The organism is Microbacterium sp. XT11 (genome assembly GCF_001513675.1).
Lineage (GTDB): Bacteria > Actinomycetota > Actinomycetes > Actinomycetales > Microbacteriaceae > Microbacterium.
The window spans coordinates 1,474,301-1,498,325 of record NZ_CP013859.1; the positions used below are offsets into that span (position 1 = coordinate 1,474,301).

Sequence of the window (24,025 nt, forward strand, 5' to 3'; positions counted from 1 at the left end):
GCTAGAAGGATGACCGACTCGATCACCCCGCTGACCGAGGCCGAGGTGCAGCGCCTGCGCGCTGACTTCCCGATCCTGCGGACGGAGGTGAACGGGCATCCGCTCGCGTACCTCGACTCCGGTGCGACGTCGCAGCGCCCGCTCGCCGTCCTCGACGCCGAACGCGAGTTCGCGACCACCGCGAACTCCGCCGTGCACCGGGGAGCGCACACCCTCGCTGCCGAGGCGACGGAGCTCTTCGAGGACGCGCGGGCGACGGTCGCGCGCTTCGTCGGCGCCGACGAGGGCGAGATCGTGTGGACGTCGAACGCCACGGAGGCGATCAACCTCGTGGCCTACGCGCTCTCGAACGCCTCTCTGGGCCGCGGCGGCGCCGCGGCCGAGCGCCTGCGGCTGCGGGAGGGTGACGAGATCGTCACGACGGAGATGGAGCACCACGCCAACCTCATCCCCTGGCAGGAGCTCGCCGCGCGCACCGGCGCAACCCTGCGAGTGATCCCGCTCGACGACGACGGTGCCCTGCGGCTCGACGACGCCGAAGCGCTCATCGGCGACCGCACGCGGATCGTCGCGGTCACGCACGTGTCCAACGTCCTCGGCGTCGTCAACCCGGTGGAGCGGATCGTGTCCCTCGCGCATGCGCACGGAGCCCTCGTGCTCCTCGACGCGTGCCAGTCGGCTCCGCACCTGCCGCTCGACGTGAAGGCGCTCGACGTCGACTTCGCCGCGTTCTCCGGGCACAAGATGCTCGGCCCCACCGGCATCGGCGTGCTGTACGGGCGGCGTGAGCTGCTGGAGGCCATGCCGCCCTTCCTCACCGGCGGCTCGATGATCACGACCGTCACCACGACCGAGGCGGAGTACCTGCCGCCGCCGCAGCGGTTCGAGGCCGGCACGCAGCGTGTGTCGCAGGCGGTGGCGCTCGCCGAGGCCGTGCGGTACCTGTCGGCCGTCGGGATGCCGCGCATCGCGGCGCATGAAGCGGAGTTCGGCCGACGGCTCGTGACTGGGCTGTCTGCGATCGACGGCGTGCGGGTGCTCGGCGCCGGCATCGACCTGCCCCGCGTGGGCCTTGCGAGCTTCGACGTCGAGGGCATCCACTCGCACGACGTCGGCCAGTATCTCGACGACCTCGGCATCGCGGTGCGCGTGGGGCACCACTGCGCGCAGCCCCTGCATCGTCGGCTCGGCATCACCTCATCGACGCGCGCGAGCACCTATCTCTACACCACCGAGGCCGAGGTCGACGCCGTGATCGACGGCGTGGCCGGAGCCATCGAGTTCTTCCGGAGGGGCGCATGAGCGACCTGCAGAACATGTACCAGGAGCTGATCCTCGACCACTCCCGCACCCCGCACGGCTTCGGGTTGCGGGGAGAGATCGCTGCCCAGTCGCACCAGCTGAACCCCACCTGCGGCGACGAGGTCACGCTGCAGGTGCACCGTACCGACGACGGCCGCATCGAGGCGATCGCGTGGGAGGGGCACGGGTGCGCGATCTCGCAGGCATCCGCCTCCCTCCTGTCGGAGCTCGCCGAGGGGCTGACGGTCGCCGAGCTCGAGCAGCGTATCGCCGCCTTCCGTGAGGCCATGCGCTCGCGCGGCACGATCGAGCCCGACCCCGAGCTCCTCGGAGACGCCGCCGCGCTGGGCGGCGTCTCGCGGTACGTCGCGCGGGTGAAGTGCGCGATGCTGGCGTGGGTCGCGGCGGAGGACGCGCTCGCGAAGAGCTGACCGCCGCGTCACGCGGAGACATCGGATGCCGCGCACGGGAATAGCCGCCGCACGCCGCCGGGTTGGCACGAGCATGACAACGCTCGGAATCATCGGTGCAGGACACATCGGATCGCAGATCGCGCGCGTCGCGGTGGCCAACGGATACGACGTCGTGATCGCGAACTCCCGCGGTCCGGAGACGCTCGGAGACCTGGTGACGGAACTCGGACCGCGCGCCAGGGCGGCGACGGCGGAGGAGGCGGGCGCCGCGGGCGACGTGGTCGTCGTGACCGTCCCGTTGCGGGCCCTCGACCAGATCCCCGTCGAACCGCTCGCGGGCAAGATCGTGCTCGATACGAACAACTACTACTTCGAGCGCGACGGCCACATCGAGGCGCTCGACAACGGCGAGACCACGACGTCCGAGCTCGTGCAGCGGCACCTGCCGACGTCGAAGGTCGTCAAGGCCTTCAACCACATCACCGCCGCCGACATCACCACCGACGGCGCTCCGGCCGGCACGCCGAACCGTCGTGCTCTCGCGACCGCCGGCGACGACGCCGAGGCCATCGAGTTCGTCACGCGGTTCTACGACGAGGCGGGTTTCGACACCGTCGTCATCGGACCGCTCAGCGAGTCGTGGCGCGTCGAGCGTGATCGTCCCGCCTACGTGCGCCGCCAGAACGCTGAGGAGCTCCGGGCGAACCTCGCCATCGCGAACCGTCTCCCCTGACCAGGGCAGGGCTTCGCCGCCGTTTGGCATACCAGAGGTGGGAATCCATCGCACGAGATGAGAGAATTCCAGCATGACGGGGGTGGGGGCTGCCGGGGAGCTCGAATCGGTGCGGGTGACGCGGATCCTGCGGGACGACATCGTGCTCGGTCGTCGTGCACCAGGATCGCGTCTCGTCGAGCGCGATATCGCGGCCGAGCTGAACGTCTCGCGCCTCCCCGTGCGCGAAGCCATCCGCACGCTCGTGGCGGAGGGCATCGTCGTCTCACGCCCGCGCACCTGGGCCGTGGTCCGGGAGTTCACCCTGCGTGACATCCAGGACTTCGGCGAGGTGCGCGAGGCGATCGAGACTCTCGTCTTCGTGTTCGCCGCGGAGCGACATGACGAGGCCGGTCTCGCGCGGCTCAGGCAGGCGTATGAGAAGGAGCGCGAGGCTGCGGCACGCGGCGACGCGGACACCGCACGCACCTCCGCGGCCGAGTTCCACAGCGTCGCCGTCGAGATCGCGGGCAACGAGATGCTCACCGAGCTCATCGGGGTCTTCCTCACTCGTCTGCGGTGGCTCTTCGGGCAGCACGACGACCTTCAAGGGATGGCGGAGGAGCACCGCCTCATCCTCGAGGCGGTCGAGGCGCGTGACCACGAGACCCTGCGACGGCTCGTGCCCGCACACCTGGCGAACGGCCAGCGCGCAGCGCAACGGCGCTTGAGCCTCGGCATCCCGGCCGGCTGAGCCGCGCTGCCCGCACGGCGCGTTCCGACGGGCCGCGGCATCCGGTGGCTATATTTGGGCTACGGAATTCCGTACACGCGTGCACTGGGGAGCGAGATGCGGGCTGCTGCCTTGGTCGTCGGAGGACTGCTGCTGATCGGCGGCGTCGCCATGGTGACGGTCGCCGACCAGGAGCGCGTGCGTGCCCGCGACGACGCCCGGTCCGCCGTGGCGGAGGCCCAGCAGCTTCTCGACGCGAAGCACGAGACGAACGCGCGTCTCGCCGAGACGCTCACGAGCCTGCGCTCGCGGATCGCCGAGCAGGACACCCGGCTCTCCGATCCGACGGGGCTCCTTCCGTGATGCGGCGGAGGGTCGCGGTCGCCGCCCTCGCCCTCGGCATCGCCGTGGGCGGCGCCGTCGATCGGGCGGCGGCGGTGGAGCACGAACGGGCGGATGCCTTGGCGGAGCTGCGCGGACTCGCGGTGTCGATCGACGCCGCGCAGCAGCGCACCGACCGTCTTCAGGGCCTCATCGAGGTCGCCCAGCGCGACGCAGACGACCGAGACGCCGTTCTGGCAGTGCGCCCCGCGTTCGTCGCCGAGATCGCCGCCTTCGGAACGGCGCTCGCATCGGCCGACGGCAAGGTCGACACGGCGTCCGCCCGGGCATCCGCGGTATCGGCGCAGAACTCGGTGCTGGCCGAACGCCGCGATCCCGCTGTCGTCGTGGCGGCGACCGCCACGGTGCACGCGCTCACCGCCAAGGTCACCGGAGACGTCGCGGCCTGGCAGGCTGCGCAGCAGGCAGGGCCCGCCGGTCCGCGCTGGAGCTCGAGCGGTCCAGACGGCTACGCGCGCGTGCGGGCCGCCCTCGACCGAGTGGGCGGAGCCGGCGTCGGTCTCTACGAGTCGTCGTCGTGCGCAGGCGGGAACGCACCGGCCTGTGCCAACAGCAACGGGTACATCAAGTACCGTGCCGACATCGCGGGCTGGAGTGCCGACCGGCTCTCGTGGGCCATGGCGCACGAGCTCGCCCACATCTATCAGTTCCGGGTGTGGGGCGCGCTCACCGCGTCGGCGGCATACGGCTCGATGTTCGGGGGCGACCCCGAGTTCCTGGCGAACTGCATGGCCGTGGTGCGCGGCTTCCCCGGATCGGTCGGATGCTCCGCCGACCAGCAGGCCTGGGCGTCCGGCGTCTGGGTCGGAGTGGTCCGTTAGGAGATCGGCGTCGTCGTGTCGGTCGCCTCGCGGAGGGGCTTGCGCATGACGCGCCAGTAGCCCGAGGGCGCGGCGCGCGTGAGCAGATCGATCAGCCGCGCCTCGCGCCCGATCATGGTGCGTGCGCGCCGCTGCTCGGTCGCGCGGATGATGCGCTCCGCGGCATCGCGGGGTTCGGTGTGGTACATGGCGGCCTGGGCCGAAGCCGCCCGCGCGGCCACCGCGGGGTCGATCGTCGCGGCGTACCGGCCGTGGAGGATGATGCCCGTGCGTACGCCGGCGGGGTAGACGGCGCCCACCGTGACGGTCGTGTCTTCGAGCTCGTGCCGCAGCGCTTCCGAGAACCCCCGCACGGCGAACTTGCTGAGCGCGTAGGGGATCCGCCCGGCCGGGGCCGCGAGCGCGTACACGCTCGCGAGGTGCGTGATGTGAGCGGCCGGTTCGTCGAGGAGGGCGGGCAGCAGGGCTTTGGTGATCGACACCGTGCCCCACAGGTTCACGTCGGCGAGCCAGCGCATCTCCTCCATGGTCAGCTGCTGCAGTGTGCCGAGCATCGACGATCCGGCGCACGTGATCAGAGCGTTGATGCGGGGGTGCTCGCCGCGGATCGTCGCGGCCGTGGCGAAGACGGCGTCGTCGTCGCGAAGGTCGACCACGTGGGCGGTCGCCGCGCCGTCGAGCCGGCCCGTCAGCGCGCGAAGCGCGTCGCCGTCGCGGTCGACGAGGGCCAGGCGCACCCCTCGGCGTGCGAGCAGCCGCGCGACCTCGGCGCCCATGCCGCTGGCGGCGCCCGTGATGACGGTGGTCCTGTCGGTGAGGTCGAGACGCTTCATGCACCCTCCGATCGGCGCGCTCCGTGATTCGCGCCCCCTGCTCCGCCGCCGGCGGAGAACCTGATCACGATCCATTCTTGCCGACCAGTCGCGGAGGCGATACCGGTACGCTCGTGGAGAGGAGGTTGCGGTGGGACGAACTGCGGATGCCATCGCCGAGGGCGTCGCGATCGCGACGTCTGCCGCGCGACTCGCGGTGAAGAATCACATCCTCGTCGGGACGATCGCCGAAGGCGGGGTGTTCGACAGCGAGAAGTACATCGCCGACGCGCGAGAGGCGCTGCGGGCGATGGCCGAGGAGTCGGAGCAGGCGGAGAAGACGCTCACCGAGCTGCGCAAGCGCGCCCGTGGACGCCACTCCGATCCGGTGGGGACGCACGACTACCGTGACCGCGACGTGCGGAACCTGCGCAGGCGGGCCAAGCAGTCGCACGGCGTCGCGATGCGGCTGCGCGAGATGATGGACGACCCCGAGCAGCTCGGGGTGATCGTCGAAGAGGCACGCAAGGCCGCATGGGCCGACGTGCGGCACAACCTCGATCGCCGGCTCAAGGTCGAGGGGATGCGCCCGGATCAGGACCCCGACTATGAGCGGATGCGCGAAGCGCGCATGCAGGCCCTGCGGCTGGTCGACCTGCAGGCGCTGTCGTCGCAGCAGCGCGCCAGGGCGAAGCGGCTGAAGAAGCAGGAGAAGGGCGCCGACAAGGACTCGTCCAAGACCTCGCGGGGGGCGCGCGGATCGGCGGGCTGAGGCCCGTTTCGCTTTCTGCCGAAGACTGTTGTAGGCTGTTCCACGGCCCGCTCAGCAGGCCACGCGCCCCTAGCTCAATGGATAGAGCATCTGACTACGGATCAGAAGGTTGGGGGTTCGAGTCCCTCGGGGCGCGCATATCCAGAGACAGCCCGTCCAGCAGAAGCTGGGCGGGCTGTTTCGTTGCCCGCGCCCAGCGCAGGAACTGAGTGACGTTCGGCTCGCCCTGGCCACGCTCCCAAGCTGAGATCGTTCCGTGCGATACGCCGATCTGCGGGGCGATCTCGCGCACGGTGAGGCCTGAGAGCGCCCGCGTAGCACGCAGGATCTCGGGGACCGTGGTCGCCTCAATCTGAATCATCGTCATGCCGTCATGGTATCGGCTCACATGTTCAGATTTCCAGACACGCCGATAGAAATGCATTTCTGTGTCCGGTTTGTCTGATCTTCTGTCGCCATGTCTAGAAAACAAGACGCACGGACGGTTCGACCACCACCATGCCGCCCCGGTGAGGGGCGGTTAGGCGGTAGATACGACCCACGGCGGGCGCAGCCGAGACACGCGGAGGGCAACCGCGCACCACAATGCCATCCCGATCTAGAGGCGGGGCGACGGTAACAGGGCAGGTCCGGGCGTCGCACACCACCGCACCTCACCATCCGCTCTAGAGGAAACCCCGACGGCTGCGCGCTCTCCATGTGAGCGCGGCTATGTGCGTGGCTCCGATTCCCATCGGTGTACGGCAGATAGCTCCCGCTTTCAACGTCCTCGTGGCGTTGAGCGGGGGCTTTTACCGACCCCTCAAACCCTCGATCCCGGCAGGCGATATGGAACACCGCTACCTCGAATCCGGATGGTGCACCTGCGGCCACCACCGAGACGACAGCCGACGCGAGAACGACCGCACCAACCTCCCCAGCCGCGAAACCATCCGGGCAATCCTCGGCCCGACATACCAACCGAAGGAACTCAAGTGAGCGACAAGCCCAAGACCAACCCGCGCGAGGAAGCAGCGCAGCTCATTCGTGCACTCATCGACCGCATCAAGACCGACATCGAGGCGGGCACCGTCCCGGCCGACTTCGTGACGAGCGCCCGCGCACTGCTCGACGCCGCCGAGCCGCACGTCATCGGAGCCGCATTCGGGCAAGCCATCATCGCGCTCGCCCTCGCTGAGATGAGGGCCGAGTGATGCACGACTACCTCAGCCCGCTCGTCGTCGGCATCCTGTTCTCGCTCATCCTCATCGGGTGGATTCTGTCCGACCTCCACAACCGCAAGCAGGAACGCGCCTACGCCGCCCGTGTCGCCGCACACGTCGCTGAGATGGCCGTCTCGATGGCCAGCTCGGGAGAGTGCGCCAAGGCATGGGCCACCGACCACGGGCGCTCGTCGTCCGTCCACCTGTGCGCACGCCCGTACGGACACACCGGCCCGTGCGACTGCGGCACATGCCCGCCCGACGACGCCGACGGGATCGACCGATGATGACCGCCACCATGACCACCGCCGAGGCGCACGTGAGCCGCACCCTCGCGAACCGCCTCACCACACTCGTGGATGCCGCCCGCGCCCTCAGCGCCGAGGCAAGATCACTCGGCCTGCGAGACACGGCACGACAGCTCAAGAGCGAAGCCGCCACGCTCGACGGCGCACGAACCCGACTCATCGAGGACGGGTCCGAGTACTTCGACGCCGCCCGAGCATTCATCAACGCCGCCGAGCGCAGCATCACCGACCGAGCGCTCTACATCGGCAAGTGCGCGAACGGGCGGGGATGACCATGGAGATGCTGTTCGCCTGCGTCGTCGTGTTCCTCGTCGCGTTCCTCGTCGGAATGGCCATCACGCGATGAGCGCCAAGCACCAGACGCCCGAGTACCAGCGCAACGCGCGCATCCTGCGCAAGCGCTGGACGCCTGAGCACCAGGCCGGGCGTCTGGTGTGCTGGCGCTGTCGCCGCCGCATCCTGCCGGGCGAACCGTTCGACGTCGGCCACCTACCTCACGCCCGCGCATCCGCGCTCCACGAGCTGGCACCCGAGCACCGCCACCGCTCCCGCTCATGCATCGGCAACAGAGCAGCCGGAGGCAGACAAGGCGCATCCATCACCAACCGCCGTCACCGCATCGACGTGCCGACAACCAACGAAACAACATGGACGATCTGATCGAAACAACGTTCGACACTCGCGACGCCGGTTCTTTGAGTGGCGTCGTCACAACTACCGCCTCCGGCAGCAAAATCCCCCCCCTGGACTGGGATGGGATGGAGCTACCGGAAGATGTGTTCGAACATCCGCTGCTCGATGAGGCGGCGTGGAACGCGAAGCGCGACGAGGGGCGGTCGCCGCTGGATCAGTCCGAGCTGCACAGCACCTTCCAGTCGCGCGCCGAATTCCTCGTCGGCGCGTGGATCATCAACGAACTCGTGCCGCGCCGCATCGTGCCCGGTGGCCTGCTCGCGAACCTCCAACCGCAGATGCTCCGCACCGCCGACGTGCTCGGCACGGGCGCACCGATCGATCTGGACGACGTGCAGCCCGACGAGGGCAACTTCCTCAACGCCATCCTCGAACCGCGCCGATCCTCCAAGACCACGAGCCTGTGGTGCGTGCTGCTCGGACGCTGCTACATGCGCGCGGTGTACATGGCCGGATACACCATGCTCACGACCGCGAAGAAAGCGGGCGAGCGGTTCAAGCTCGACGTGCGCGATCCCATCCTGCGCAAGTGGCGCGACAAGCCGCACCGCGAGAAAGTCGTCGGCCTCAAGCTCACCGAGGGGAACGGCAACCTCGGCATCGAGTTCGCGAACGGCTCGAAGCTCGCGATCCTCTCACCCAACGGCGACGACGTGCGCTCCGGCGCGTACGACATCCTCGTGCTGGACGAATCCGGCGAGGCCGAACCCGAGATGTGGGATGACATCGTGGGGGCCGTCCTCCCGTCGTTCGACACCCGCCCCGGCGCGCAGCTCGTCTACGCCGGAACGGGCGGCAAGTACCGCGACGGCTCGCACTTCTGGGCGACGCTCCACGACCCCAAAGCGGGCCGCATCCGCTACGGCGTCCCCGACGACATCGACGAAAAGCTCCTCGAATCGTGGGAAGCGGGCGCGGGCGAACTCATCGAGCGCCTGCACCCCGGCCTCGACGGACTCACCACCCTCGCCAAGATCAGGCAGAACTTCCCGACCCTCGGCCCCGAGCGATTCGCGCTCGAATACTGCGGGCACTTCGGCAAAGCCGCAGGCAACGACACCATCATTGGCTCCGAGTGGATCGACACCACCGAACCCGGCCCCGTACCCACGGGCGTCACGCCGCTCTCCCTCGCGTTCGCCGTCCACCCTGGCGGCCTATGGGCGTCCATCGCCGTCGCCTGGTACCTCCCCGACGACGGCAGCGACCTCGCCCGCGCCGCGTGGGCGCTCGACGGCGACGCCGACCAAGCCCCGCCCCGCGTCGGCGTCAAGCTCATCCACCACCAACAGGGCAACGCACGCATGGCCGCGACGCTCTGGAAGTACTGGAAGATGCTGCGCCTCCCCATCGTCTACGACGACTCCCCGCAGGAGAAGTCCATCATCCAAGACCTGATCCGATCCGCGAAGCCCCGCCCGCAGACGGTCATGATCCGCTTCGGCGAGAAGTCCGTCGCGCACTCGAAGCTGCTCAACGGACTGCGCCACGGCGACGTACGGCACTGGGAACAAGAGCCGTTGGACCGAGCCGCAGCCGGGGCGGTCAAGCGCGTGTCCGGCAAAGCGGTCCTACTCGGCGCGCCGCAGTCCGATCCCGAGTTCGACATCACCCCGCTCGAAGCCGCAGCCGCCGCGCTCTACAAGCTCCCCGACCCGACCACGGGCGGCTCATTCGACCCCATCATTGTGAGCTAAACACAAAGTTATCCACAGGGTCTTGTTGCATACCTACAAAAATCGTCGTTAAGGTTCACGTCATGTCCTGGTTCTCGCGCTTCCTGTTCGGCGCTCCCGCATCGGCGGCAGCCGTGCAGGCCGTCCCCATCCCGCCGTGGTCGCCGCAGCCGGAACTCGCCGCGCTCGTGTACCACGACATCTACGGCCCGACCGGCTCCGATGTCGTCACCCGCGACACCGCGATGACCGTCTCCCCGATCAAGCGCGCCCGCGCCGTCATCGTAGGGCGCATCGCTGACCTGCCGATGGAACAGGGCGAGATGATCGGCACCGATGGCGAGTTCGTGCCCGACGGCGAGCAGCCCGAATGGCTCACCACCGGGTCGCCGTCCGCCGCGCAGACGGCATGGCACCGCATGGCGTGGACCCTCGATGACCTCATGTTCACCGGCTGGGCGCTCTGGACCGTCACCCGCGACGACGCCGGGAAGATCACCGAAGCGGCCCGCGTGCCCCGCCACCGCTGGACGTTCTCGCCCACGTCCCCCACGGGCGTCTCCATCGATGGGCAGCCCGTCACCGACGACCAGTCCGTCATCCTGCTCGTCGGGCCGGACGAAGGACTCCTGACCAGCGCCCGCGACACGATCCGGGGATGGCGGTACATGGAACGCGCCTGGGTTGGACGCACACGCAACCCCATCCCCGCGATGGTGCTGCACGAGACCGAGCGCGACGGCGTGACTCAGGACGAAGCCAAGAAGTACGTCGCCGCATGGTCCGCCGCCCGCACGAGCGAGAACGGTGCTGTGGGATTCCTCCCCGCCACCCTCACCCTCGAAGTGCATGGGGAAGTCGAGGCCGACCTGTTCGACAAGGGCCGCAACGCCGCCCGCATCGACATCGCCAACCAGACCAACCTTCCCGTGTCCTACCTCGACGGGTCCACGGCGACGAGTTCGCTCACGTACGTCACGCAGGAGGGCACCCGAAACCAGATCGTGGACGACCTTGAGTACTGGATGGCACCGATCGAAGCGTGCCTCAGCGTCCTCGCCGTCACTGGCCAAGAGAGCAAGGTCATCCGCTTCAACCGGTCCAACCTCACCGCCGTACCCAACGACGCCCACGGTGCGACCACGCGCGACACCGACACCGACCCCGAAACGGAGAACGCAGCATGACCGAGAACAGCGATTTCGCTTACGACCCTGAGACGCGCAAGCTGTGCGGTCTCCTGCTCCCGTTCGGGGAGCTGTCCCGCCCGAACATCAGCGGCACTGAGCCGGTCATGTTCTCCGCCGACAGCATCGAACTCCCGCGTGATCCGTCCGTCATCACCCTCAACCGCAAGCACAACCGGTACGACCCCATCGGGCGCGCAACGCTCCTGGAGAAGCGGGAGAAGGGCGTCTACGCCGAGTTCAAGATCGCGGACACCGACGAGGGCGACGCCTACCTCCGCGAGGGCGGGCACCTGCGCAAGCTCTCCGCCGAGGTCGCCGGGATCGTCCGTGACGGCGCGCGGGCAATCAAGTCCAAGCTCACCGGGGCGGCCCTCGTCCCCGAGGGCGCGTTCGCGTCGGCGGGCCTGTTCGCCATCGCTGAGGACATCGCCGCCGACTACGCGATCACTGGCGAAGAGACCGAGACGCACATCTCCGAGTTCATCGACGCCGACGGCGTGACCTGGCGTCGCGTCACCGAAACCCGCACCACAACCGAAACCACCGAACCCGACGCGGACGCCGCCGAGGGAGAACAGGAAAACGCACTCATGGGAAACATCGTCCCCGACGGCGCACCCGCCGCCACGACCGAGCCGCGCCCGACCCTCGACGGTCTGTTCGCGGCACTCGCGACCCGCAACCCCGACGACCTCGCGCCCTACGCGAACGCGGGCGAGATGTTCGCGCTGAGCACCGTCCAGCACTCCGGCCCCTCCGGAGCCACCATCGGGGCCGACACGCAGGAGACCGGCTACCTCGGTGAGCTGTGGCAGCGCGCCCCGTACCAGCGCCGCATCGTTCCGCTGCTCACGCAGCAGCAGCTCACGAACTACAAGATGCAGGGCTGGAAGTGGGTCGAGGGCAAGACGCCCACGATGGACGACTACACCGGCAACACTGCCGAGGTTCCGTCCAACGCGCTCGACACCGAGCCGGTCACCGTGGACGCGCTGCGCCTCGCAGGCGGGCACCGTCTCGACCGCCGATTCACCGACTTCAACGATCAGGCGGTCGTCTCGTCCTACCTCACGCACCAGACCGAGGACTACAAGCGCAAGACCGACGCGCGAGCGCTGACGGCCCTCGTCAACGGCGCAACCCCGACGGCCCCCGGCGCTGTCCCGGCAGGCATCGCGAAGGGACTCGCCGCCATCGTGGACGGCGCGCTCGACGTGATCGCAAGCGAGAACCGGCCCGGGTTCGCGCTCGTGTCGCCCGAGCTGTGGCGCGAGATCATCCTCACCCCGAAGGATGACGTGCTCGCCTTCCTGAACGCCGGTTTCGGGCTTGAGAGCGGCGACATGGCCGGGTTCAGCATCCAGCCCGCAGCCGTCGGCACCGGGGCGGTCATCGTCGGCGCACGCGAGGCCGCAACGTTCTATGAGCTGGGCGATGTCCCGATCCGCGTCGAGGGCGTGCAGCCGGGCAACGGCGCGAACGACATCGCCGTGTTCGGCTACTACGCCACCCTCATCAACAACGCGAAGGCGCTGCGGTCCGTCACCCAGCCCGTCACCCCGTGAGAGAGGCGGGAGCGTAGAAATGGCACAGTGGCTCACCCCGGACGATCCCGACCTGATCTTCCTCTGGCCGGATGTCCCGCCGAACGAACAGGTTGCGGCGACGTACCTCGCCGCAGCGAAGGACGCTTGCCTCGACTACGCTCCCGCCCTCCCCGAGGGCGTCACGGAGATTCCCGATGGCTGGCGGCTCGCACAGGCGATGCAGGCCCGCAACATCTACAACGCCGCGCACGCATCGCCCGGTGGTGAGTTCGACGGCGGCGGGTACGGCATCACGGCGCACCCGCTCGACTGGCAGGTGCAGCAGCTCCTACGCCCGCGTCGCGCGATGGGGGCGATCCTGTGAGCGTCCGCAAGCAGATCGCAGCCGAGTTCGAGACAGCGTGGCGCGACGTGCCCGCCCTCGCGGGCCTGCGCGTCATCGCCACAGAGCGCGCATTGGACGACATCCGCGAACCGACGGCACTGATCCGCGCGAAGTCGTACGACATCACCCCGGAAGCTCCCAACTCGCACCGCAACGTTGGCTTGCTGCTCACGGTCATCTCCCACTTCACCGACCTCGAGCGCGCCGGGGACGCGCTCGATGACCTCGTGCCCGCCGTCCTCGACTACCTCGACACCCGCTACCAGCACGACAAGGCCGATGCGGTCGCGTACAACGACCGCCTCGCCTACGACATCCCGTTCACCGTCATCGCATCGAAGGAATAACCACCATGTCTCAGATTGACGTCAAGCCCATCGTCCTCCGCGACTGTCTCCTGCGCGCCACCCTGTCCGGCTCCGACTCGTTCGACTTCGAGAAGCACGTGTCCGGCGTCACGATCACGCCCACCACAAGCTCCGTGACGTGGAACGGGCTGTCTCCCGATGCCGCGTTCCAGGCTCCCGGTGTCACCACGTGGGCCGACACCCTCGACTACGCGCAGGACTGGGAGACGGAGAACAGCCTCTCCATGTTCCTGTTCGAGCACGAGGGAGAACAGGTCACGCTCCTGTTCGAGCCGAAGAAGGGCGGTCTTGGCTGGGAGACGGATGTCTTCATCGCTCCCGGCAGCATCGGCGGCAAGGTCGCGACCGTGGCTGAGTCGTCCGTGACGCTCGGCGTCATCGGTCGCCCGAGGCCGAAGGCGCCCGTCGTCCCGCCTGCGGGGTTCGTCGCAGGCGACGACCCGGCCACCGACTGACGCGGGCGGCGGCGGTGCGCATCGACGTGACGGCATCGCGGGAACTTCTCGCGACCATCTACGCCGTCCGCTCTCTGGACCGGACCATGCAGAAGATGACCCGGCAGGAGACGAAGCGCATCGCCGCCCCCGAGTGGAAGAAAGCACTAGCAGAGCGCGCCGATTCTCGGTTCGAGCACCGGGTCATCGTGGACACATCCGTGGTCACGGTATCCAACCAGAACGTGCGCGTTCAATCGGCCTCGAAAGGTCGCCCGCTGTCGGGCGGCCTCAACCCCAAAGCCGACTACCCCGCCGTGGAGTTCGGTGCAGACCGCAGCCGCATGAGCACCTACCAGCGGCGTAGCCCCAACGGCGGATCCCACTCGGTCACTCGGCACACCTCAGCGCAGCTCAAGGGCCGCAACCCCAACGGGTACGTGTTCTACCCCAGCGCCCGCGAGATGGTGCCGCGCATAGCCCGCCTGTGGGTGCAAACCGTTGTCCGCACCATCGCCACCGCTCTGGAAGGAAAGCAGGAGTAATGGCCCTCTCCATCGACATCGCCGCGAACACTCGCGTTGCGCAGCGCAATGTCAAAGACCTCTCGAAAGCGCTGGACGACACCGCCGACTCGCTCGATGACCTCACCCGCGACGGAGACCAGGCGGGCGACAAGATCGAGGGTTCCTTCCGCGAACTCGTCCGCTCGGCAGACAAAGCCGAGAAGGCCATCGAGAACACTGAGGACGCGCTCAAGAGCGCAGCCCGTCGCGCGAAAGACCTCGGTGACGCTGGTGACGACGCCGGGAAGTCCGTCAAGCGCGGGATGGAAGGCGCAGAAGATGGTGTCGAGGAACTGCGCAGCGAGGCGGCATCCACGGCGAAGGAAGCCGCCGCATCGTTCGACGGTTCCGCCGAGTCGATCATCGACGCTTTCCAGGAGGTCGCCGCGAACGCGTTCGCCGGGTTCGGCCCTGCGGGCGCTCTCGCGGGCCTCGCCATCGCGGCGGGCATCGGTATCGCGGTCAACGCCTTCCAGCAGGCGCAGGAGGCAGCCGAAGAACTGCGACTCAAGGCCGTAGAACTGGCCGGTGACGCCCTCGACGCGGGCGTATCTACCGACACGTGGGTTAGCAGCGCGCAGCGCATGGTCGAGCGCATCCGCGAACTCGAAGAACTCAAGTCCACCGACTGGCGGTGGTTCTGGGAGGACGACCCCACACAGCTCGAAGAATGGGCCGACGCACTCAAGCGCATGGGGCGAGGCACCGAGGAAATCGGCTCGGTCCTGCGCGGCACCACCGAGGATGTGCAGGAGTACCGGGACGCGGTGCAGCGATCCAAGGACGCGCTCGATGAGGAATACGACAGCATCGGTCGGCTCGGTGCTCTCGCCACCGAGGAAGGCCGCGAGCGGTTGCAAGCCCTGCTCGATCAGTCCCTCGCGCACAAGGACGTGCTCGAACAGCTAGACGAGGAACTCGCCATCCGGGCGCAGGCCGAGGAATCCCAGAAGCGCATGACCGCTGCGGGGATCGAGGACGCCGCAGCCGCAGCCGCAGCCGCAGAAGAAAAGGCGGAGCGGATCGCCGCCGCCGAGCAGGCCGTGCAGGACTCGGTTCTCTCGGCGTACGACAACATGCGCGGTGCCGCGACCGAGTACGCCACCACCGAGGAAGGCGCGCTCGACATCAACCGGTGGGTGCAGTACATGGAGGAACACCGCGCCGCCGCCGAGCAGTATCAGGCCAACCTCGCGACGATGAAGCTCACACCCGAGCAGTGGTCGAACCTCATGGAGATGCCCGAGGACGCCCGGATGCAATGGGTCGCGCAGTTCGTCGCCCTCCCCGAGGAAGCACGGCCCCGGTACTCGGCAGCGCTCAACGACCTCGGGTCGAGCGGTGGAAGTCAAGCCGCCGTCGGGTTCGAGGATTCGTTCGACCCGGACGCGGACGTTGAGATCACCGCACACACCAGCAAGGCCGAACGTGCCGTCAAGGAAGTGGCGAAAGACCGGACGGCGGAAATCAAGGTCAAGACGACCGGCAAGGCAGCCGCCAACGAAGCCCTCGACAAGGTGGCCCGCGACCGGACATGCACGATCCGCGTCAACCTCGACCTCTCCGGCGCGCAGCGGCAGATGGACAACTTCATCCGCAGCAACTCGAACCGGTCGATCCCCGTCTATGGCCGCTACATCGGCCCCGCAATCGGAAGGGCAGTGCGATGACAGCTCGCATCACGCAACGCAAGGCCGGTGGTACGTCGTTCTGGGCGGAGCAAGTGCTCGGGTACCGCGCTGAGCGCAAGTCCCGCAACCGCATCCACGACGTCGTGGGCGGCGGCGTCGCCGTGCAGCTCGGCGCAGCCAACCCCCGCAGCGGACATCTCGATGTGCTGATCCTCCACGAACAGAGCGCCCTCGACGCTTTCAACCTCCTCTCCCTCGGTGAGGTGTACACGTTCGAATCGTTCGACCGGCCCGCCCTGAACATGACGTTCAGCGTCGATGAGAACAGCGTGAGCATCGAACTCGACCCGACGACCCGTGAGTACTGGATCGTCGGGTTCGGATTCCAGGAGCTGTAATGCCCGCCATCGAACACGAATTCCGGGCGGTCACCCGGATCAACGGCGGCGATCCCCTATCGGTCTCAAGCGGACACACCACCTTCGATGAGACGTGGGCACCGCACATTCGCGGGTCGCTGCGCGTTCCGCTCGGCAGCGTCGACAACCTCGACGCCATCGACCCCCGCAAGCCGCAGCGCGTCACCATCGCCACCACGGAATCCGGGTACGTCGAGCCGGTCGAACGAACCATCGACCTCGGCCTGCGCTCCCGCCGCATCGACTACCTCTCCGGCGAACTCGAACTTGAACTCGCGTCGGACGAAGCACTCCTACAGGACCACTCGCTACTTGCCACCACCCCCAACAAGGGAGCGCGGGCGTTCGAATCATCGCTCCGTGCGGTCTGTGACTGGGCGCTGTCTCAAGTGCCGAGCATCCTCCGCAACCTCGAACCCAACTCGCGCGGTCTCAGCACCGGCAACCTCGCACCCTATGGGCCTCGGTTCGGCTGGGCGCGGTCGTTCGTGACCACGGGTTCGCCCGCGCCGGGTGCGCCCGCGACGGTGGTGCGGTTCACGTCGCCCGAATCGGGCAGTGTGAGCGGGCGTGGGGTGGACTCGTACGGAAACCCTGACCTCGCCGCGCCGGGTACGTCGGGCGGATGGCTCGAAGGACCGCGAGTAAACCCGGGCCAGACAATCACGATCTCGCGTTTCATACGGCTGTTCGTGGGAAAGACGACGTGGGTCACCCGCGTGCGGTTTCACAATGGCGCTGGCGCATGGGTCGGCAGCACGATGAGCGGTGCGGTGGTTGAGCAGACACTTGCCAACAACTGGGCGCGGCCCTCGTGGACGGGCGTAGTTCCTGCGGGCGCGAAGTACGTAGCGATCTCGACCGTGATGGCGGGTGCCACGGCGCTGACGACCAGCACCCTCATGGACATCACGGGAGTGATGACCGAGGTGACGGATAAGGTGCGTCCCTGGCATGAACTCGTGCTGCAACCGGATGGCATCAATGACCGGGACATCACCGCGCAGTGGGATGCCGTCAACCTCGTGCGAAACGGCGACGCGCGCAACGACATCACCGGGTGGTCGATCGGTTCGGCGTCCACTTCCATCGCCCACAACACGGGTGCGGGCGTCGGCGGGACTACCGGCTACGTCGCCGCGACGCAGAGCGGCGCGCAGGGAGCCGTGTGGACGGTCCCGCCCGAGATCGGACTGTCCGTCTCCGAGGGGGACATGCTCACCGCGAGCTGCTACGTGCGCCACGACGGGGCGGCACAGAGTCAGCTCCTTTTCCGGTGGTACGACCAGGACGGCGCGGCCATCTCAACACGGGGCGGCACGAGCCTCACGCTCAACTCGGCATGGCAGCGTCTGACGGTCACCGCCGTCGCCCCGGCCCGCGCCGTCAAGGGGGCCGTGTACGTCGCTCTCGGTTCGTCCGCTGCGGGCAAGACATGGGCGCTCGATAAGGCGATGGTGAGCGAGGGGCCGATAGTCGAGGACTACTTCGACGGGTACACCACGAACACCGAGAACTACACGTACACGTTCGAAGGCACAGCGGCAGCCTCCGCATCCCGCCGCACCGCGACGCCTGAACGGCTCCCGGAAATCTTCAACTGGAACCCCGGCCAATCCCTCTGGGACTTCCTCACCCCACTCGTGGAGTCGTCCGGACTGCGGCTCTGGTGCGACGAATCGCGCCTGTGGCGGCTGAGCGGCCCTGGCGACGTTCTCGACGTGCCGTCCATCTCGGCTCAGAGCGGCGACAACGGCAACATGCTCGACGGCACCGACGAGCTCAGCCGCGACGGCGACGAATGGGCCGACGGTGTGGTGATTCACCACCGCTGGACGGACGGCACGGGCAAGACGCGCGAGGCGTACGACATCGCCGGGACCAGCGGCAAGGTGCTCACCGTCGAGCGTGACAGCGCCTACCCCGGCCCCGGTGCCGCCGCCTACACGTTGCAACGCATCCGAGGTCGAGGGCGTACCCAGACGCTGCAACTGCTCAAGAACACGGGCGCGCGGCCCAACGCCCTCACCTACAGCACCACACCGGGCAGCCCCACCCTCTACGGGCGCGCGACCGCCGTCACTCTCGACCTCCAGTCCGGCGTCGTGGATGTCACCACGCGCGACAACACCCTCAACCCCTGAAAGGCACAACATGGTTACCAAGCTCCCTATCCCGTTCGCTCGACACACCACCTATCCGGATCACTCCGGCGTTGACTTCCCCGTAGGCGAGGGCACCATCGTCAAGGCTGCGGGCAACGGAAAGATCGTCGGACGCGGCTACACCGCCCGCGCCGGGTACTACGTCCGCGTGAAGTACGGCACCGGCGCGCAGGTGATGAGCTGTCATCTCCGCAACCTCGGCTCGACGCCGCCCGTCGGTCGCCTCGTCGCTGAGGGGAGCGTCATCGGCGCAAGCGGCAACACCGGCCACACCACCGGCCCGCACCTGCACCAGGAGGTCGATGGGGCCGCTACCACGGACGGCTACTGGCGCTACCACGACCCCAACCGCGTCATCGGTCAGGGCGGCACGGGGCGACCCGTCGGCAGGAACCTCACCAAGCGCCCGACCGCCGACATTCAGCGGCTCGTCGGCGCGAACCCTGACGGCAAGTACGGACCCGACACCACCGCGCGCGTCATGGCGTGGCAGTCCGCCAACGGACTCACCCCGGACGGCATCTGGGGCCAGCTCTCCGACGCGAAGGGCTTCGGGTCCGGCGCACCGTCCGGCGCACGGCCCACCATCCGCCGAGGCGACAAGGGGCCGCACGTGCTCGCACTTCAGACCCGACTCAAGACCGCCTACAGCCTCTACGCCGGGAAACTCGCGCTCGACTCCGACTTCGGACCCGCCACCGAGCGGGCCGTCAAGGAGTTCCAGCGGCGTGCCGGTCTCGCCGTTGATGGCATCGTCGGGCCGAACACGTGGAAGGCGCTGGGCCTGTGACCGAGCCGCTTCCCGTCGTCGTCGCACGGATCGAGACCCGCGTCATGGCCGTCGAGCGAGACGTGCGCGACCTCAAGAACGACCAGGCGTCGCGCCGGCCGACGTGGCCCTCGGTGGTCTCGTCCCTCGTGGCCGCCGCCGCACTCGTCCTCACCCTCATTCAGAACCTCTAGGAAGGAAACCCACATGGTCACCCCCACCACACGCCGCGAACGGAGAGCCGCCCTCCGAGGGCGAACGTCCGTGCTGCTCACGCCCAAGTTCCGGAAGTGGGCGTACGGCGTCACCGCTGCGGCGCTCGCCCTCGCCATCGCTATCGGGTGGGTTCCCGTCGGTGCCTCTCCCGTCGTCCTCCCGCTGCTCATGGCCGTGTTCTACGTCGATGAGACCGGGAACCCGAAGGAAGACGATTAGGCCCTCAGCGGGCCTCTGACGGCCCCGGACATGGAACGGCCCCCACCACACGGTGAGGGCCGTTTCAGCGTCAACCGTAGGTTGACGGCCTACCAGAGCATTCCGGCGGCTGCTGCACGTTCTCGGCGCTCGATCGCGCGACTGCGATTCGTAGAACTCGCCGCGGTACGGCACCAAATGCAGCCGTAGCGCGTCGCCCGAGATCGGGCAGTCAACACCGGCGCGCTCGTAGGCGAGTGCAACGCTGTGAGCGCACCAGTCCTGCGCAACGCCTGCCATTAGTTCGGCTCGCAACGTGTCGCTCATGCCGCCCACCGTTTCGCCGCTGCTTGCTTGCTCATCCCCGCCGCTGCGCCGATCTCGGCCCACGACCTGCCGTTGTCGTGCTGGCCCTTCACGGATGCGGCGATGGCCGCGTCCAGCTCGGCCCGCAGCGCCAACAGCTCGGCAAGCTCGAACTCATCCGCCTCGGCCACGCGACGGCCCGCCGCGCGGATCATCCGCCGCAGCATCGCAAGGTAGCTCATCGTCTCGACGCTCATATCGCCCTCAGTCTCCGTTCGGGGGGAGTCGGAATGTCATAGCCCGCAGCGGCGTACACGGCGGCACGCAGCCGCGCGTCGGCGGGCCGTATGTAGTGCTGCGACGCGGACAGGTTCACGTGCCCGAGAAGCCGCCCCGCCGTCATCACGTCGCCATCGGTGGACTCGTGAATGTTCGTGCCGAACGAATGGCGCAGCTTGTGCCCCGTCCAATGGCCGTCGATGGAGTCACGAAGAATCTCACCGACGCGGCGCGGCGACAGGTGACCGTCGATCTTCCCGGGGAAGAAGAACCCCTCACCGAGCGCGCGCAGCTCCAACGCCATTCGCGGTGTCAGCGGCACGATGCGCGTCTTACGGCCCTTGCCATGCACGAGAAGCGACCACCCGAGCAAGTCCTGCCGAAGGTCGTTCGAGTGCGCCACGGCGATCTCACCCCGGCGCAGCCCGTGGTCGTACGCGAGACGCATCATGACCTCGGCGCGATGGTCGCCCCGCACGCGCGCCCGCCGCTGCGCCGCCTCGTATACCGGGGCGGGCACCGGGTCCGGATTCGGCGCTGCGGCCTTCACGCGGGGGAGCTGCTTAGCCGGGTTCACCATCGTGTACCCCGAGCGCTTGGCCCATTTGAAAAACTCGCGAAACCCGGCGTACCGGCTCCGGCGCGTCTCGGTGCTCCACGACTGCGCGCCGACGTAGCGCAGCAGATGAGACGCGCGCACGGCATCCGGTAGAACCTCGATCCGGCGCGCCAGGTGCGTCAACTGCTCGCGGCGCGCTCGAACCGTATTCGGTGAGCGGTCAGCGGCCACAAGGTGCAGCACGTAGTCGTCGATGACCTGTTGCCAAGTGGGATTCAGCGGCATTGCCATTTCTCCATCTCTCCTTTACGAAGGGGGAAGATAGCTAGAAACGGCTACCAGCGCGTGGGGACAGGGTGGCGCGCGTCCTCAGCCCCCGCAGCGTCGCGAGGCCCGCCTGAGACGAGAACGCACGGTTCGGCTCGCCCGTCCTCGGCGGGATGCCGGGGACGCTCGCGATCACCTGCGCCGTGTCGCAGGCGTCCATGTCGAACAGTGCGTCGCTCACAGGGCCACCGCCTCGACCACGCAGAGCGCCTGATAGGCTACGTCGAGCGCCTCACAGTCGAACAGGTCGGCGCTGAGCGGGAGTTCCGACTCCCAATCAGAAGGTTGGGGGTTCGAGTCCCTCGGGGCGCGCACTGTGTTGAGACAGTACAAGACCCCCGTCGCTCACGCGGCGGGGGTCTTGCTCTACCCGGACACCCGAGGCGTCCGGGACGACGGGAGGAGAGAACCATCGCTGCAGTGTTCGCAGCGGGTGCTCCCCGTCGTTCTGCGTCGAGCTGACGGCGTCAGGCCGAGCATCCGCCTCTCCGTTCTCGTGAAAGGCGGCTCTCATGAGCTCTCCGTCTTCTGTTCCCTTCTCTGTTGCCGGCCCCGGCGGCTCTCGACCGCTCGCGGGCCGCGCACTCGTGCTCGGCGGGGGTGGATCGACCGGCAACGCGTGGTTGATCGGTGTGATCGCCGGTCTGCACGAGGCCGGTGTCGATGCCGCAGCTGCCGAGCTGGTCGTCGGCACGTCCGCGGGCGCCACCGCCGCCGTGCAGATCACCACGGCTGACCCCTCCGCGCTTCTCGACGCCGTGCTCGCCTCGTCGGCTCCTGCTGCAGCGCACCCGCACCGCGGTTCCGCCGTGCGGTCGGCGGCGCAGAGCATGTCGGCCACGAGCGGGATCATCGCGGGCTCGGCCGACCTGCATGACATGCGCCGTCGACTCGGTGCGGCGGCGATCGCCCGCGACCATGACGGCACCTTCTCGGAGACGTGGCGCCGCACCGTGTCGGCCAGGCTGCCCGCCGACGAGTGGCCGTCGCGGCGGCTGCTCGTTCCGGCGGTGGATGCCGACACCGGTGAGCCTGTGGTCTTCGAGCGGGACGGCGGGGTCGGCGTCGCGGATGCCGTCGCCGCCAGCTGCGCGAGCGGCATCGCCTATCGCATCGGTCGCCGCCGCTTCATCGACGGAGGGTATCGGCGCAATGAGAACGCCGACCTCGCCTCGGGGAGCAGCGTGGTGCTCGCGCTCAGTCCGTTCGGTGGACGCAGCCGGCAACCGCGCGAGTGGGGGACGTGGCTGTCGGCACAGGTCGACGAACTGCGAGGAGAGGGCAGCTGCGTGCGCGTCGTGACGCCCGGTGACGAGTTCGAGCGGATGGGTGGGGCGCGCGCGATGGATCCCGCGCTTCGCGCGGACGCGGCTCGTCTGGGCAGGGCGCAGGGCGAGGTTCTCGCACCCGAGATCGCGGCGCTCGGATGGTGAACCCCCTGGCCGTCTGTGCAGGGCTTTGACGTGGGCGCCCGACCGGCGTAGTCTCGGATCCAGATACCCCCTAGGGGTATTTCCCCGAATCGGGAATGCCTGGCAGGACCGATCGGTTGGAGCAAGCGAAGCCCATACCCCCACCGGGTATTACGAAAGGAGCGGAACATGACCACGACGGAGTACCAGGTGACCGGGATGACCTGCGGACACTGCGAGATGTCGATCCGGGAGGAGGTCGCCGAGGTCGCGGGCGTCGACGACATCCAGGTGAGCCACCAGACCGGCCGGCTCGTGGTGTCGGGCGCCGACGCCATCGACGACGAGGCGGTGCTCGCGGCGGTCGCCGAGGCGGGCTACTCGGCGGTGCGGGTCTGATGAAAGCCGGGGCACGGCTCGCGCTGTTCGGTGCGGGCGCGGCGGTCGTCTTCGGCGCGGCCTTCGGGCTCGCCGGCGCAGCCGTGCCCGACAGCCTCGTGCAGGCGTGGAAAGGAGAGGCGGACATGAACGGGCATTCACACGAAGAGGCGGACGAGACCGGGGCCGCGGCGCACGGTCCGCAGGGGCTGTCGCTCGACGCCGACGGCTTCGTGCTCGCCGAGGTCGGGGGGCCGAGCACGGTCGGCGAGCAGGGGGCGCTGAGCTTCCGGATCGTCGACGCGGCCGGCGAGGCTGTGACGGAGTTCACGACCTCGCACGACAGAGAGCTGCACCTCATCGTCGTCCGGTCGGACGGAGCCGACTTCCGGCACGTGCACCCCGAACTCGACGTCGGCACCGGGACCTGGACGATCCCGTGGGCGTGGCAGAGCGCAGGGACGTTCCGCGTGTATGCCGACTTCACGCCCGCGGGGGCGGGCGCGCGCGGCCTGACCCTCACGAGGACCATCGACGTCGCCGGCGCCTTCTCACCGGTCGCCGCCGAACCGCGTCGCGTCGCGGAGGTCGACGGCTTCACGGTCACCCTCGACGGCGCGCTCACCGCAGGTGCGCCGGGCGAGCTCACCGCCACCGTCGAAAGCGAAGGGCGACCCGTGCAGACGCTCGAACCGTATCTCGGCGCATTCGGGCACCTCGTCGCGCTCCGTCAGGGCGACCTGGCGTTCCTGCACGTGCACCCCGAGGGCGACGAGCCGGAGCAGGGCGACACGGGTGGACCGCAGATCCGTTTCATAGCCACCGCACCGACGGCGGGCCGGTACCTCCTGTATCTGGACTTCCAGGTCGACGGGCAGGTGCACACCGCGTCGTTCGTCGTGGATGCCGCACACGGTGATGCCGCCCACAACGGCGGTACGCACGGCGACGAGACCGGCGACGGATCGCACGGCGACGGGCACTGACCGGCCCGACGAACGCGGCGCGCAGCACGGACGCCGCACGAACA

Annotated in this window: 31 protein-coding genes, 1 tRNA gene and 1 pseudogene; 28 read left to right on the top strand and 5 right to left on the bottom strand. The window is 68.5% G+C overall.

The window, feature by feature from the left end; all coding sequences use genetic code 11:
• Positions 1 to 9: 9 nt before the first annotated feature.
• The 6 genes and pseudogenes from AB663_RS06790 (at position 10) to AB663_RS06815 (ending at position 4,383) form a co-directional block, all read left to right on the top strand.
• The gene (locus tag AB663_RS06790) at positions 10 to 1,302 is read left to right on the top strand and encodes an aminotransferase class V-fold PLP-dependent enzyme (protein WP_067197117.1); all 1,293 of its coding nucleotides are present in this window, start codon (positions 10 to 12) and stop codon (positions 1,300 to 1,302) included.
• Positions 1,299 to 1,733 carry a Fe-S cluster assembly sulfur transfer protein SufU gene (sufU, locus tag AB663_RS06795; RefSeq protein ID WP_067197120.1) on the top strand — a complete coding sequence of 145 codons (435 nt, stop codon included), beginning with the start codon at positions 1,299 to 1,301 and terminating at the stop codon, positions 1,731 to 1,733. The genes AB663_RS06790 and sufU overlap by 4 nt, the downstream gene beginning before the upstream one ends.
• Positions 1,711 to 2,448, top strand: a pseudogene (locus tag AB663_RS06800) (NADPH-dependent F420 reductase); the annotation flags it as partial. The gene sufU and the pseudogene AB663_RS06800, both read left to right, overlap by 23 nt.
• A 73-nt stretch (positions 2,449 to 2,521) precedes the next feature.
• On the top strand, positions 2,522 to 3,181 hold the full coding sequence (locus AB663_RS06805; protein ID WP_067197127.1) for a GntR family transcriptional regulator: 660 nt from the start codon (positions 2,522 to 2,524) through the stop codon (positions 3,179 to 3,181).
• A gap of 96 nt (positions 3,182 to 3,277) precedes the next feature.
• Positions 3,278 to 3,523, top strand: coding sequence for a hypothetical protein (locus AB663_RS06810; RefSeq protein ID WP_067197130.1), 246 nt, complete (start codon positions 3,278 to 3,280; stop codon positions 3,521 to 3,523).
• Entirely contained in the window at positions 3,523 to 4,383 is an 861-nt protein-coding gene (locus tag AB663_RS06815; protein ID WP_067202327.1) for a hypothetical protein, read from the top strand. Before AB663_RS06810 ends, AB663_RS06815 begins: the two co-directional genes overlap by 1 nt.
• Here AB663_RS06815 and AB663_RS06820 read toward each other — a convergent pair.
• Positions 4,380 to 5,216 carry an SDR family NAD(P)-dependent oxidoreductase gene (locus tag AB663_RS06820; RefSeq protein WP_067197132.1) on the bottom strand — a complete coding sequence of 279 codons (837 nt, stop codon included), beginning with the start codon at positions 5,214 to 5,216 and terminating at the stop codon, positions 4,380 to 4,382. The two genes, AB663_RS06815 and AB663_RS06820, sit on opposite strands and share 4 nt — an antisense overlap.
• Positions 5,217 to 5,346: 130 nt before the next feature.
• Here AB663_RS06820 and AB663_RS06825 point away from each other — a divergent pair, with 130 nt between their 5' ends.
• Both AB663_RS06825 and AB663_RS06830 read left to right on the top strand, forming a co-directional pair.
• Positions 5,347 to 5,967, top strand: coding sequence for an asparagine synthase (locus tag AB663_RS06825; RefSeq protein WP_067197135.1), 621 nt, complete (start codon positions 5,347 to 5,349; stop codon positions 5,965 to 5,967).
• Between the two features lie 63 nt (positions 5,968 to 6,030).
• Positions 6,031 to 6,103, top strand: a tRNA-Arg gene (locus tag AB663_RS06830).
• On the opposite strand, the gene AB663_RS17745 is transcribed toward AB663_RS06830, so the two are convergent.
• Entirely contained in the window at positions 6,062 to 6,391 is a 330-nt protein-coding gene (locus tag AB663_RS17745) for a helix-turn-helix domain-containing protein (RefSeq protein ID WP_083511336.1), read from the bottom strand. The genes AB663_RS06830 and AB663_RS17745 overlap by 42 nt on opposite strands.
• Positions 6,392 to 6,941: 550 nt before the next feature.
• Between AB663_RS17745 and AB663_RS06835 the strand changes: the two genes are divergently transcribed.
• The 17 genes from AB663_RS06835 to AB663_RS06910 all read left to right on the top strand — a co-directional run bounded on the left by AB663_RS06835 (position 6,942) and on the right by AB663_RS06910 (position 19,755).
• The gene (locus AB663_RS06835) at positions 6,942 to 7,160 is read left to right on the top strand and encodes a hypothetical protein (RefSeq protein WP_067197137.1); all 219 of its coding nucleotides are present in this window, start codon (positions 6,942 to 6,944) and stop codon (positions 7,158 to 7,160) included.
• Complete coding sequence (locus tag AB663_RS06840) at positions 7,160 to 7,456, top strand: hypothetical protein (protein ID WP_157540955.1); 297 nt, start codon at positions 7,160 to 7,162, stop codon at positions 7,454 to 7,456. Before AB663_RS06835 ends, AB663_RS06840 begins: the two co-directional genes overlap by 1 nt.
• A complete protein-coding gene (locus AB663_RS06845) occupies positions 7,453 to 7,749 on the top strand; it encodes a hypothetical protein (RefSeq protein WP_067197142.1) in 297 nt (98 codons plus the stop codon). Before AB663_RS06840 ends, AB663_RS06845 begins: the two co-directional genes overlap by 4 nt.
• 70 nt (positions 7,750 to 7,819) lie before the next feature.
• A complete protein-coding gene (locus AB663_RS06850) occupies positions 7,820 to 8,137 on the top strand; it encodes a hypothetical protein (protein ID WP_067197145.1) in 318 nt (105 codons plus the stop codon).
• The gene (locus AB663_RS17145; protein WP_157540958.1) at positions 8,125 to 9,867 is read left to right on the top strand and encodes a hypothetical protein; all 1,743 of its coding nucleotides are present in this window, start codon (positions 8,125 to 8,127) and stop codon (positions 9,865 to 9,867) included. Before AB663_RS06850 ends, AB663_RS17145 begins: the two co-directional genes overlap by 13 nt.
• A 62-nt stretch (positions 9,868 to 9,929) precedes the next feature.
• On the top strand, positions 9,930 to 11,033 hold the full coding sequence (locus tag AB663_RS17150) for a phage portal protein (RefSeq protein ID WP_067197151.1): 1,104 nt from the start codon (positions 9,930 to 9,932) through the stop codon (positions 11,031 to 11,033).
• Complete coding sequence (locus tag AB663_RS06865; RefSeq protein WP_067197154.1) at positions 11,030 to 12,601, top strand: phage major capsid protein; 1,572 nt, start codon at positions 11,030 to 11,032, stop codon at positions 12,599 to 12,601. Before AB663_RS17150 ends, AB663_RS06865 begins: the two co-directional genes overlap by 4 nt.
• Positions 12,602 to 12,620: 19 nt before the next feature.
• Positions 12,621 to 12,947, top strand: coding sequence for a hypothetical protein (locus AB663_RS06870; protein WP_067197157.1), 327 nt, complete (start codon positions 12,621 to 12,623; stop codon positions 12,945 to 12,947).
• Complete coding sequence (locus tag AB663_RS06875; protein WP_067197160.1) at positions 12,944 to 13,315, top strand: hypothetical protein; 372 nt, start codon at positions 12,944 to 12,946, stop codon at positions 13,313 to 13,315. The genes AB663_RS06870 and AB663_RS06875 overlap by 4 nt, the downstream gene beginning before the upstream one ends.
• 5 nt (positions 13,316 to 13,320) lie before the next feature.
• A complete protein-coding gene (locus tag AB663_RS06880; protein ID WP_067197163.1) occupies positions 13,321 to 13,791 on the top strand; it encodes a hypothetical protein in 471 nt (156 codons plus the stop codon).
• A 14-nt stretch (positions 13,792 to 13,805) separates the two neighbouring features.
• On the top strand, positions 13,806 to 14,315 hold the full coding sequence (locus tag AB663_RS06885) for a hypothetical protein (protein WP_067197166.1): 510 nt from the start codon (positions 13,806 to 13,808) through the stop codon (positions 14,313 to 14,315).
• Positions 14,315 to 16,006, top strand: a complete 1,692-nt coding sequence (locus AB663_RS06890; RefSeq protein ID WP_067197169.1) for a hypothetical protein — start codon at positions 14,315 to 14,317, stop codon at positions 16,004 to 16,006. Before AB663_RS06885 ends, AB663_RS06890 begins: the two co-directional genes overlap by 1 nt.
• Positions 16,003 to 16,365, top strand: coding sequence for a hypothetical protein (locus tag AB663_RS06895; RefSeq protein WP_067197172.1), 363 nt, complete (start codon positions 16,003 to 16,005; stop codon positions 16,363 to 16,365). Before AB663_RS06890 ends, AB663_RS06895 begins: the two co-directional genes overlap by 4 nt.
• Entirely contained in the window at positions 16,365 to 18,530 is a 2,166-nt protein-coding gene (locus AB663_RS06900; protein ID WP_067197174.1) for a hypothetical protein, read from the top strand. Before AB663_RS06895 ends, AB663_RS06900 begins: the two co-directional genes overlap by 1 nt.
• Positions 18,531 to 18,540: 10 nt before the next feature.
• A complete protein-coding gene (locus AB663_RS06905) occupies positions 18,541 to 19,341 on the top strand; it encodes a peptidoglycan-binding protein (RefSeq protein ID WP_067197177.1) in 801 nt (266 codons plus the stop codon).
• Complete coding sequence (locus AB663_RS17155; RefSeq protein ID WP_157540961.1) at positions 19,338 to 19,514, top strand: hypothetical protein; 177 nt, start codon at positions 19,338 to 19,340, stop codon at positions 19,512 to 19,514. The genes AB663_RS06905 and AB663_RS17155 overlap by 4 nt, the downstream gene beginning before the upstream one ends.
• Positions 19,515 to 19,527: 13 nt before the next feature.
• On the top strand, positions 19,528 to 19,755 hold the full coding sequence (locus tag AB663_RS06910; protein ID WP_067197180.1) for a hypothetical protein: 228 nt from the start codon (positions 19,528 to 19,530) through the stop codon (positions 19,753 to 19,755).
• Positions 19,756 to 20,057: 302 nt separating this feature from the next.
• Here the strand turns inward: AB663_RS06910 and AB663_RS06915 are convergent, their stop codons facing one another.
• The 3 genes from AB663_RS06915 to AB663_RS06925 are packed head-to-tail and all read right to left on the bottom strand — an operon-like array spanning position 20,058 to position 21,386.
• Positions 20,058 to 20,297, bottom strand: a complete 240-nt coding sequence (locus tag AB663_RS06915; RefSeq protein WP_067197183.1) for a hypothetical protein — start codon at positions 20,295 to 20,297, stop codon at positions 20,058 to 20,060.
• The gene (locus tag AB663_RS06920) at positions 20,294 to 21,169 is read right to left on the bottom strand and encodes a tyrosine-type recombinase/integrase (RefSeq protein ID WP_067197186.1); all 876 of its coding nucleotides are present in this window, start codon (positions 21,167 to 21,169) and stop codon (positions 20,294 to 20,296) included. Before AB663_RS06920 ends, AB663_RS06915 begins: the two co-directional genes overlap by 4 nt.
• A gap of 34 nt (positions 21,170 to 21,203) precedes the next feature.
• The gene (locus AB663_RS06925; RefSeq protein ID WP_067197189.1) at positions 21,204 to 21,386 is read right to left on the bottom strand and encodes a hypothetical protein; all 183 of its coding nucleotides are present in this window, start codon (positions 21,384 to 21,386) and stop codon (positions 21,204 to 21,206) included.
• Between the two features lie 331 nt (positions 21,387 to 21,717).
• Between AB663_RS06925 and AB663_RS06930 the strand changes: the two genes are divergently transcribed.
• The 3 genes from AB663_RS06930 (at position 21,718) to AB663_RS06940 (ending at position 23,981) form a co-directional block, all read left to right on the top strand.
• On the top strand, positions 21,718 to 22,638 hold the full coding sequence (locus AB663_RS06930; protein WP_083511149.1) for a patatin-like phospholipase family protein: 921 nt from the start codon (positions 21,718 to 21,720) through the stop codon (positions 22,636 to 22,638).
• Positions 22,639 to 22,806: 168 nt separating this feature from the next.
• Complete coding sequence (locus AB663_RS06935) at positions 22,807 to 23,016, top strand: heavy-metal-associated domain-containing protein (protein WP_067197196.1); 210 nt, start codon at positions 22,807 to 22,809, stop codon at positions 23,014 to 23,016.
• A complete protein-coding gene (locus AB663_RS06940) occupies positions 23,016 to 23,981 on the top strand; it encodes a heavy metal-binding domain-containing protein (protein ID WP_067197199.1) in 966 nt (321 codons plus the stop codon). Before AB663_RS06935 ends, AB663_RS06940 begins: the two co-directional genes overlap by 1 nt.
• The last annotated feature ends 44 nt before the right edge of the window (positions 23,982 to 24,025 follow it).

Excerpts from the sequence above, each read along its gene's own strand:
- AB663_RS06840 (WP_157540955.1), top strand. The coding sequence starts at position 7,160 with ATGCACGACTACCTCAGCCCGCTCGTCGTCGGCATCCTGTTCTCGCTC.
- AB663_RS06805 (WP_067197127.1), top strand. The coding sequence starts at position 2,522 with ATGACGGGGGTGGGGGCTGCCGGGGAGCTCGAATCGGTGCGGGTGACG.
- AB663_RS06870 (WP_067197157.1), top strand. The coding sequence starts at position 12,621 with ATGGCACAGTGGCTCACCCCGGACGATCCCGACCTGATCTTCCTCTGG.
- AB663_RS06930 (WP_083511149.1), top strand. The coding sequence starts at position 21,718 with ATGAGCTCTCCGTCTTCTGTTCCCTTCTCTGTTGCCGGCCCCGGCGGC.
- AB663_RS17145 (WP_157540958.1), top strand. The coding sequence starts at position 8,125 with ATGGACGATCTGATCGAAACAACGTTCGACACTCGCGACGCCGGTTCT.
- AB663_RS06920 (WP_067197186.1), bottom strand. The coding sequence starts at position 21,169 with ATGGCAATGCCGCTGAATCCCACTTGGCAACAGGTCATCGACGACTAC.
- AB663_RS17745 (WP_083511336.1), bottom strand. The coding sequence starts at position 6,391 with ATGCATTTCTATCGGCGTGTCTGGAAATCTGAACATGTGAGCCGATAC.
- AB663_RS06940 (WP_067197199.1), top strand. The coding sequence starts at position 23,016 with ATGAAAGCCGGGGCACGGCTCGCGCTGTTCGGTGCGGGCGCGGCGGTC.
- AB663_RS06890 (WP_067197169.1), top strand. The coding sequence starts at position 14,315 with ATGGCCCTCTCCATCGACATCGCCGCGAACACTCGCGTTGCGCAGCGC.
- AB663_RS06790 (WP_067197117.1), top strand. The coding sequence starts at position 10 with ATGACCGACTCGATCACCCCGCTGACCGAGGCCGAGGTGCAGCGCCTG.
- AB663_RS06850 (WP_067197145.1), top strand. The coding sequence starts at position 7,820 with ATGAGCGCCAAGCACCAGACGCCCGAGTACCAGCGCAACGCGCGCATC.
- AB663_RS06900 (WP_067197174.1), top strand. The coding sequence starts at position 16,365 with ATGCCCGCCATCGAACACGAATTCCGGGCGGTCACCCGGATCAACGGC.
- AB663_RS06895 (WP_067197172.1), top strand. The coding sequence starts at position 16,003 with ATGACAGCTCGCATCACGCAACGCAAGGCCGGTGGTACGTCGTTCTGG.
- AB663_RS06810 (WP_067197130.1), top strand. The coding sequence starts at position 3,278 with ATGCGGGCTGCTGCCTTGGTCGTCGGAGGACTGCTGCTGATCGGCGGC.
- AB663_RS06865 (WP_067197154.1), top strand. The coding sequence starts at position 11,030 with ATGACCGAGAACAGCGATTTCGCTTACGACCCTGAGACGCGCAAGCTG.
- AB663_RS06910 (WP_067197180.1), top strand. The coding sequence starts at position 19,528 with ATGGTCACCCCCACCACACGCCGCGAACGGAGAGCCGCCCTCCGAGGG.
- AB663_RS06820 (WP_067197132.1), bottom strand. The coding sequence starts at position 5,216 with ATGAAGCGTCTCGACCTCACCGACAGGACCACCGTCATCACGGGCGCC.
- AB663_RS06880 (WP_067197163.1), top strand. The coding sequence starts at position 13,321 with ATGTCTCAGATTGACGTCAAGCCCATCGTCCTCCGCGACTGTCTCCTG.
- AB663_RS06915 (WP_067197183.1), bottom strand. The coding sequence starts at position 20,297 with ATGAGCGTCGAGACGATGAGCTACCTTGCGATGCTGCGGCGGATGATC.
- AB663_RS06815 (WP_067202327.1), top strand. The coding sequence starts at position 3,523 with ATGCGGCGGAGGGTCGCGGTCGCCGCCCTCGCCCTCGGCATCGCCGTG.
- AB663_RS06905 (WP_067197177.1), top strand. The coding sequence starts at position 18,541 with ATGGTTACCAAGCTCCCTATCCCGTTCGCTCGACACACCACCTATCCG.
- AB663_RS17150 (WP_067197151.1), top strand. The coding sequence starts at position 9,930 with ATGTCCTGGTTCTCGCGCTTCCTGTTCGGCGCTCCCGCATCGGCGGCA.
- AB663_RS06935 (WP_067197196.1), top strand. The coding sequence starts at position 22,807 with ATGACCACGACGGAGTACCAGGTGACCGGGATGACCTGCGGACACTGC.
- AB663_RS06845 (WP_067197142.1), top strand. The coding sequence starts at position 7,453 with ATGATGACCGCCACCATGACCACCGCCGAGGCGCACGTGAGCCGCACC.
- sufU (WP_067197120.1), top strand. The coding sequence starts at position 1,299 with ATGAGCGACCTGCAGAACATGTACCAGGAGCTGATCCTCGACCACTCC.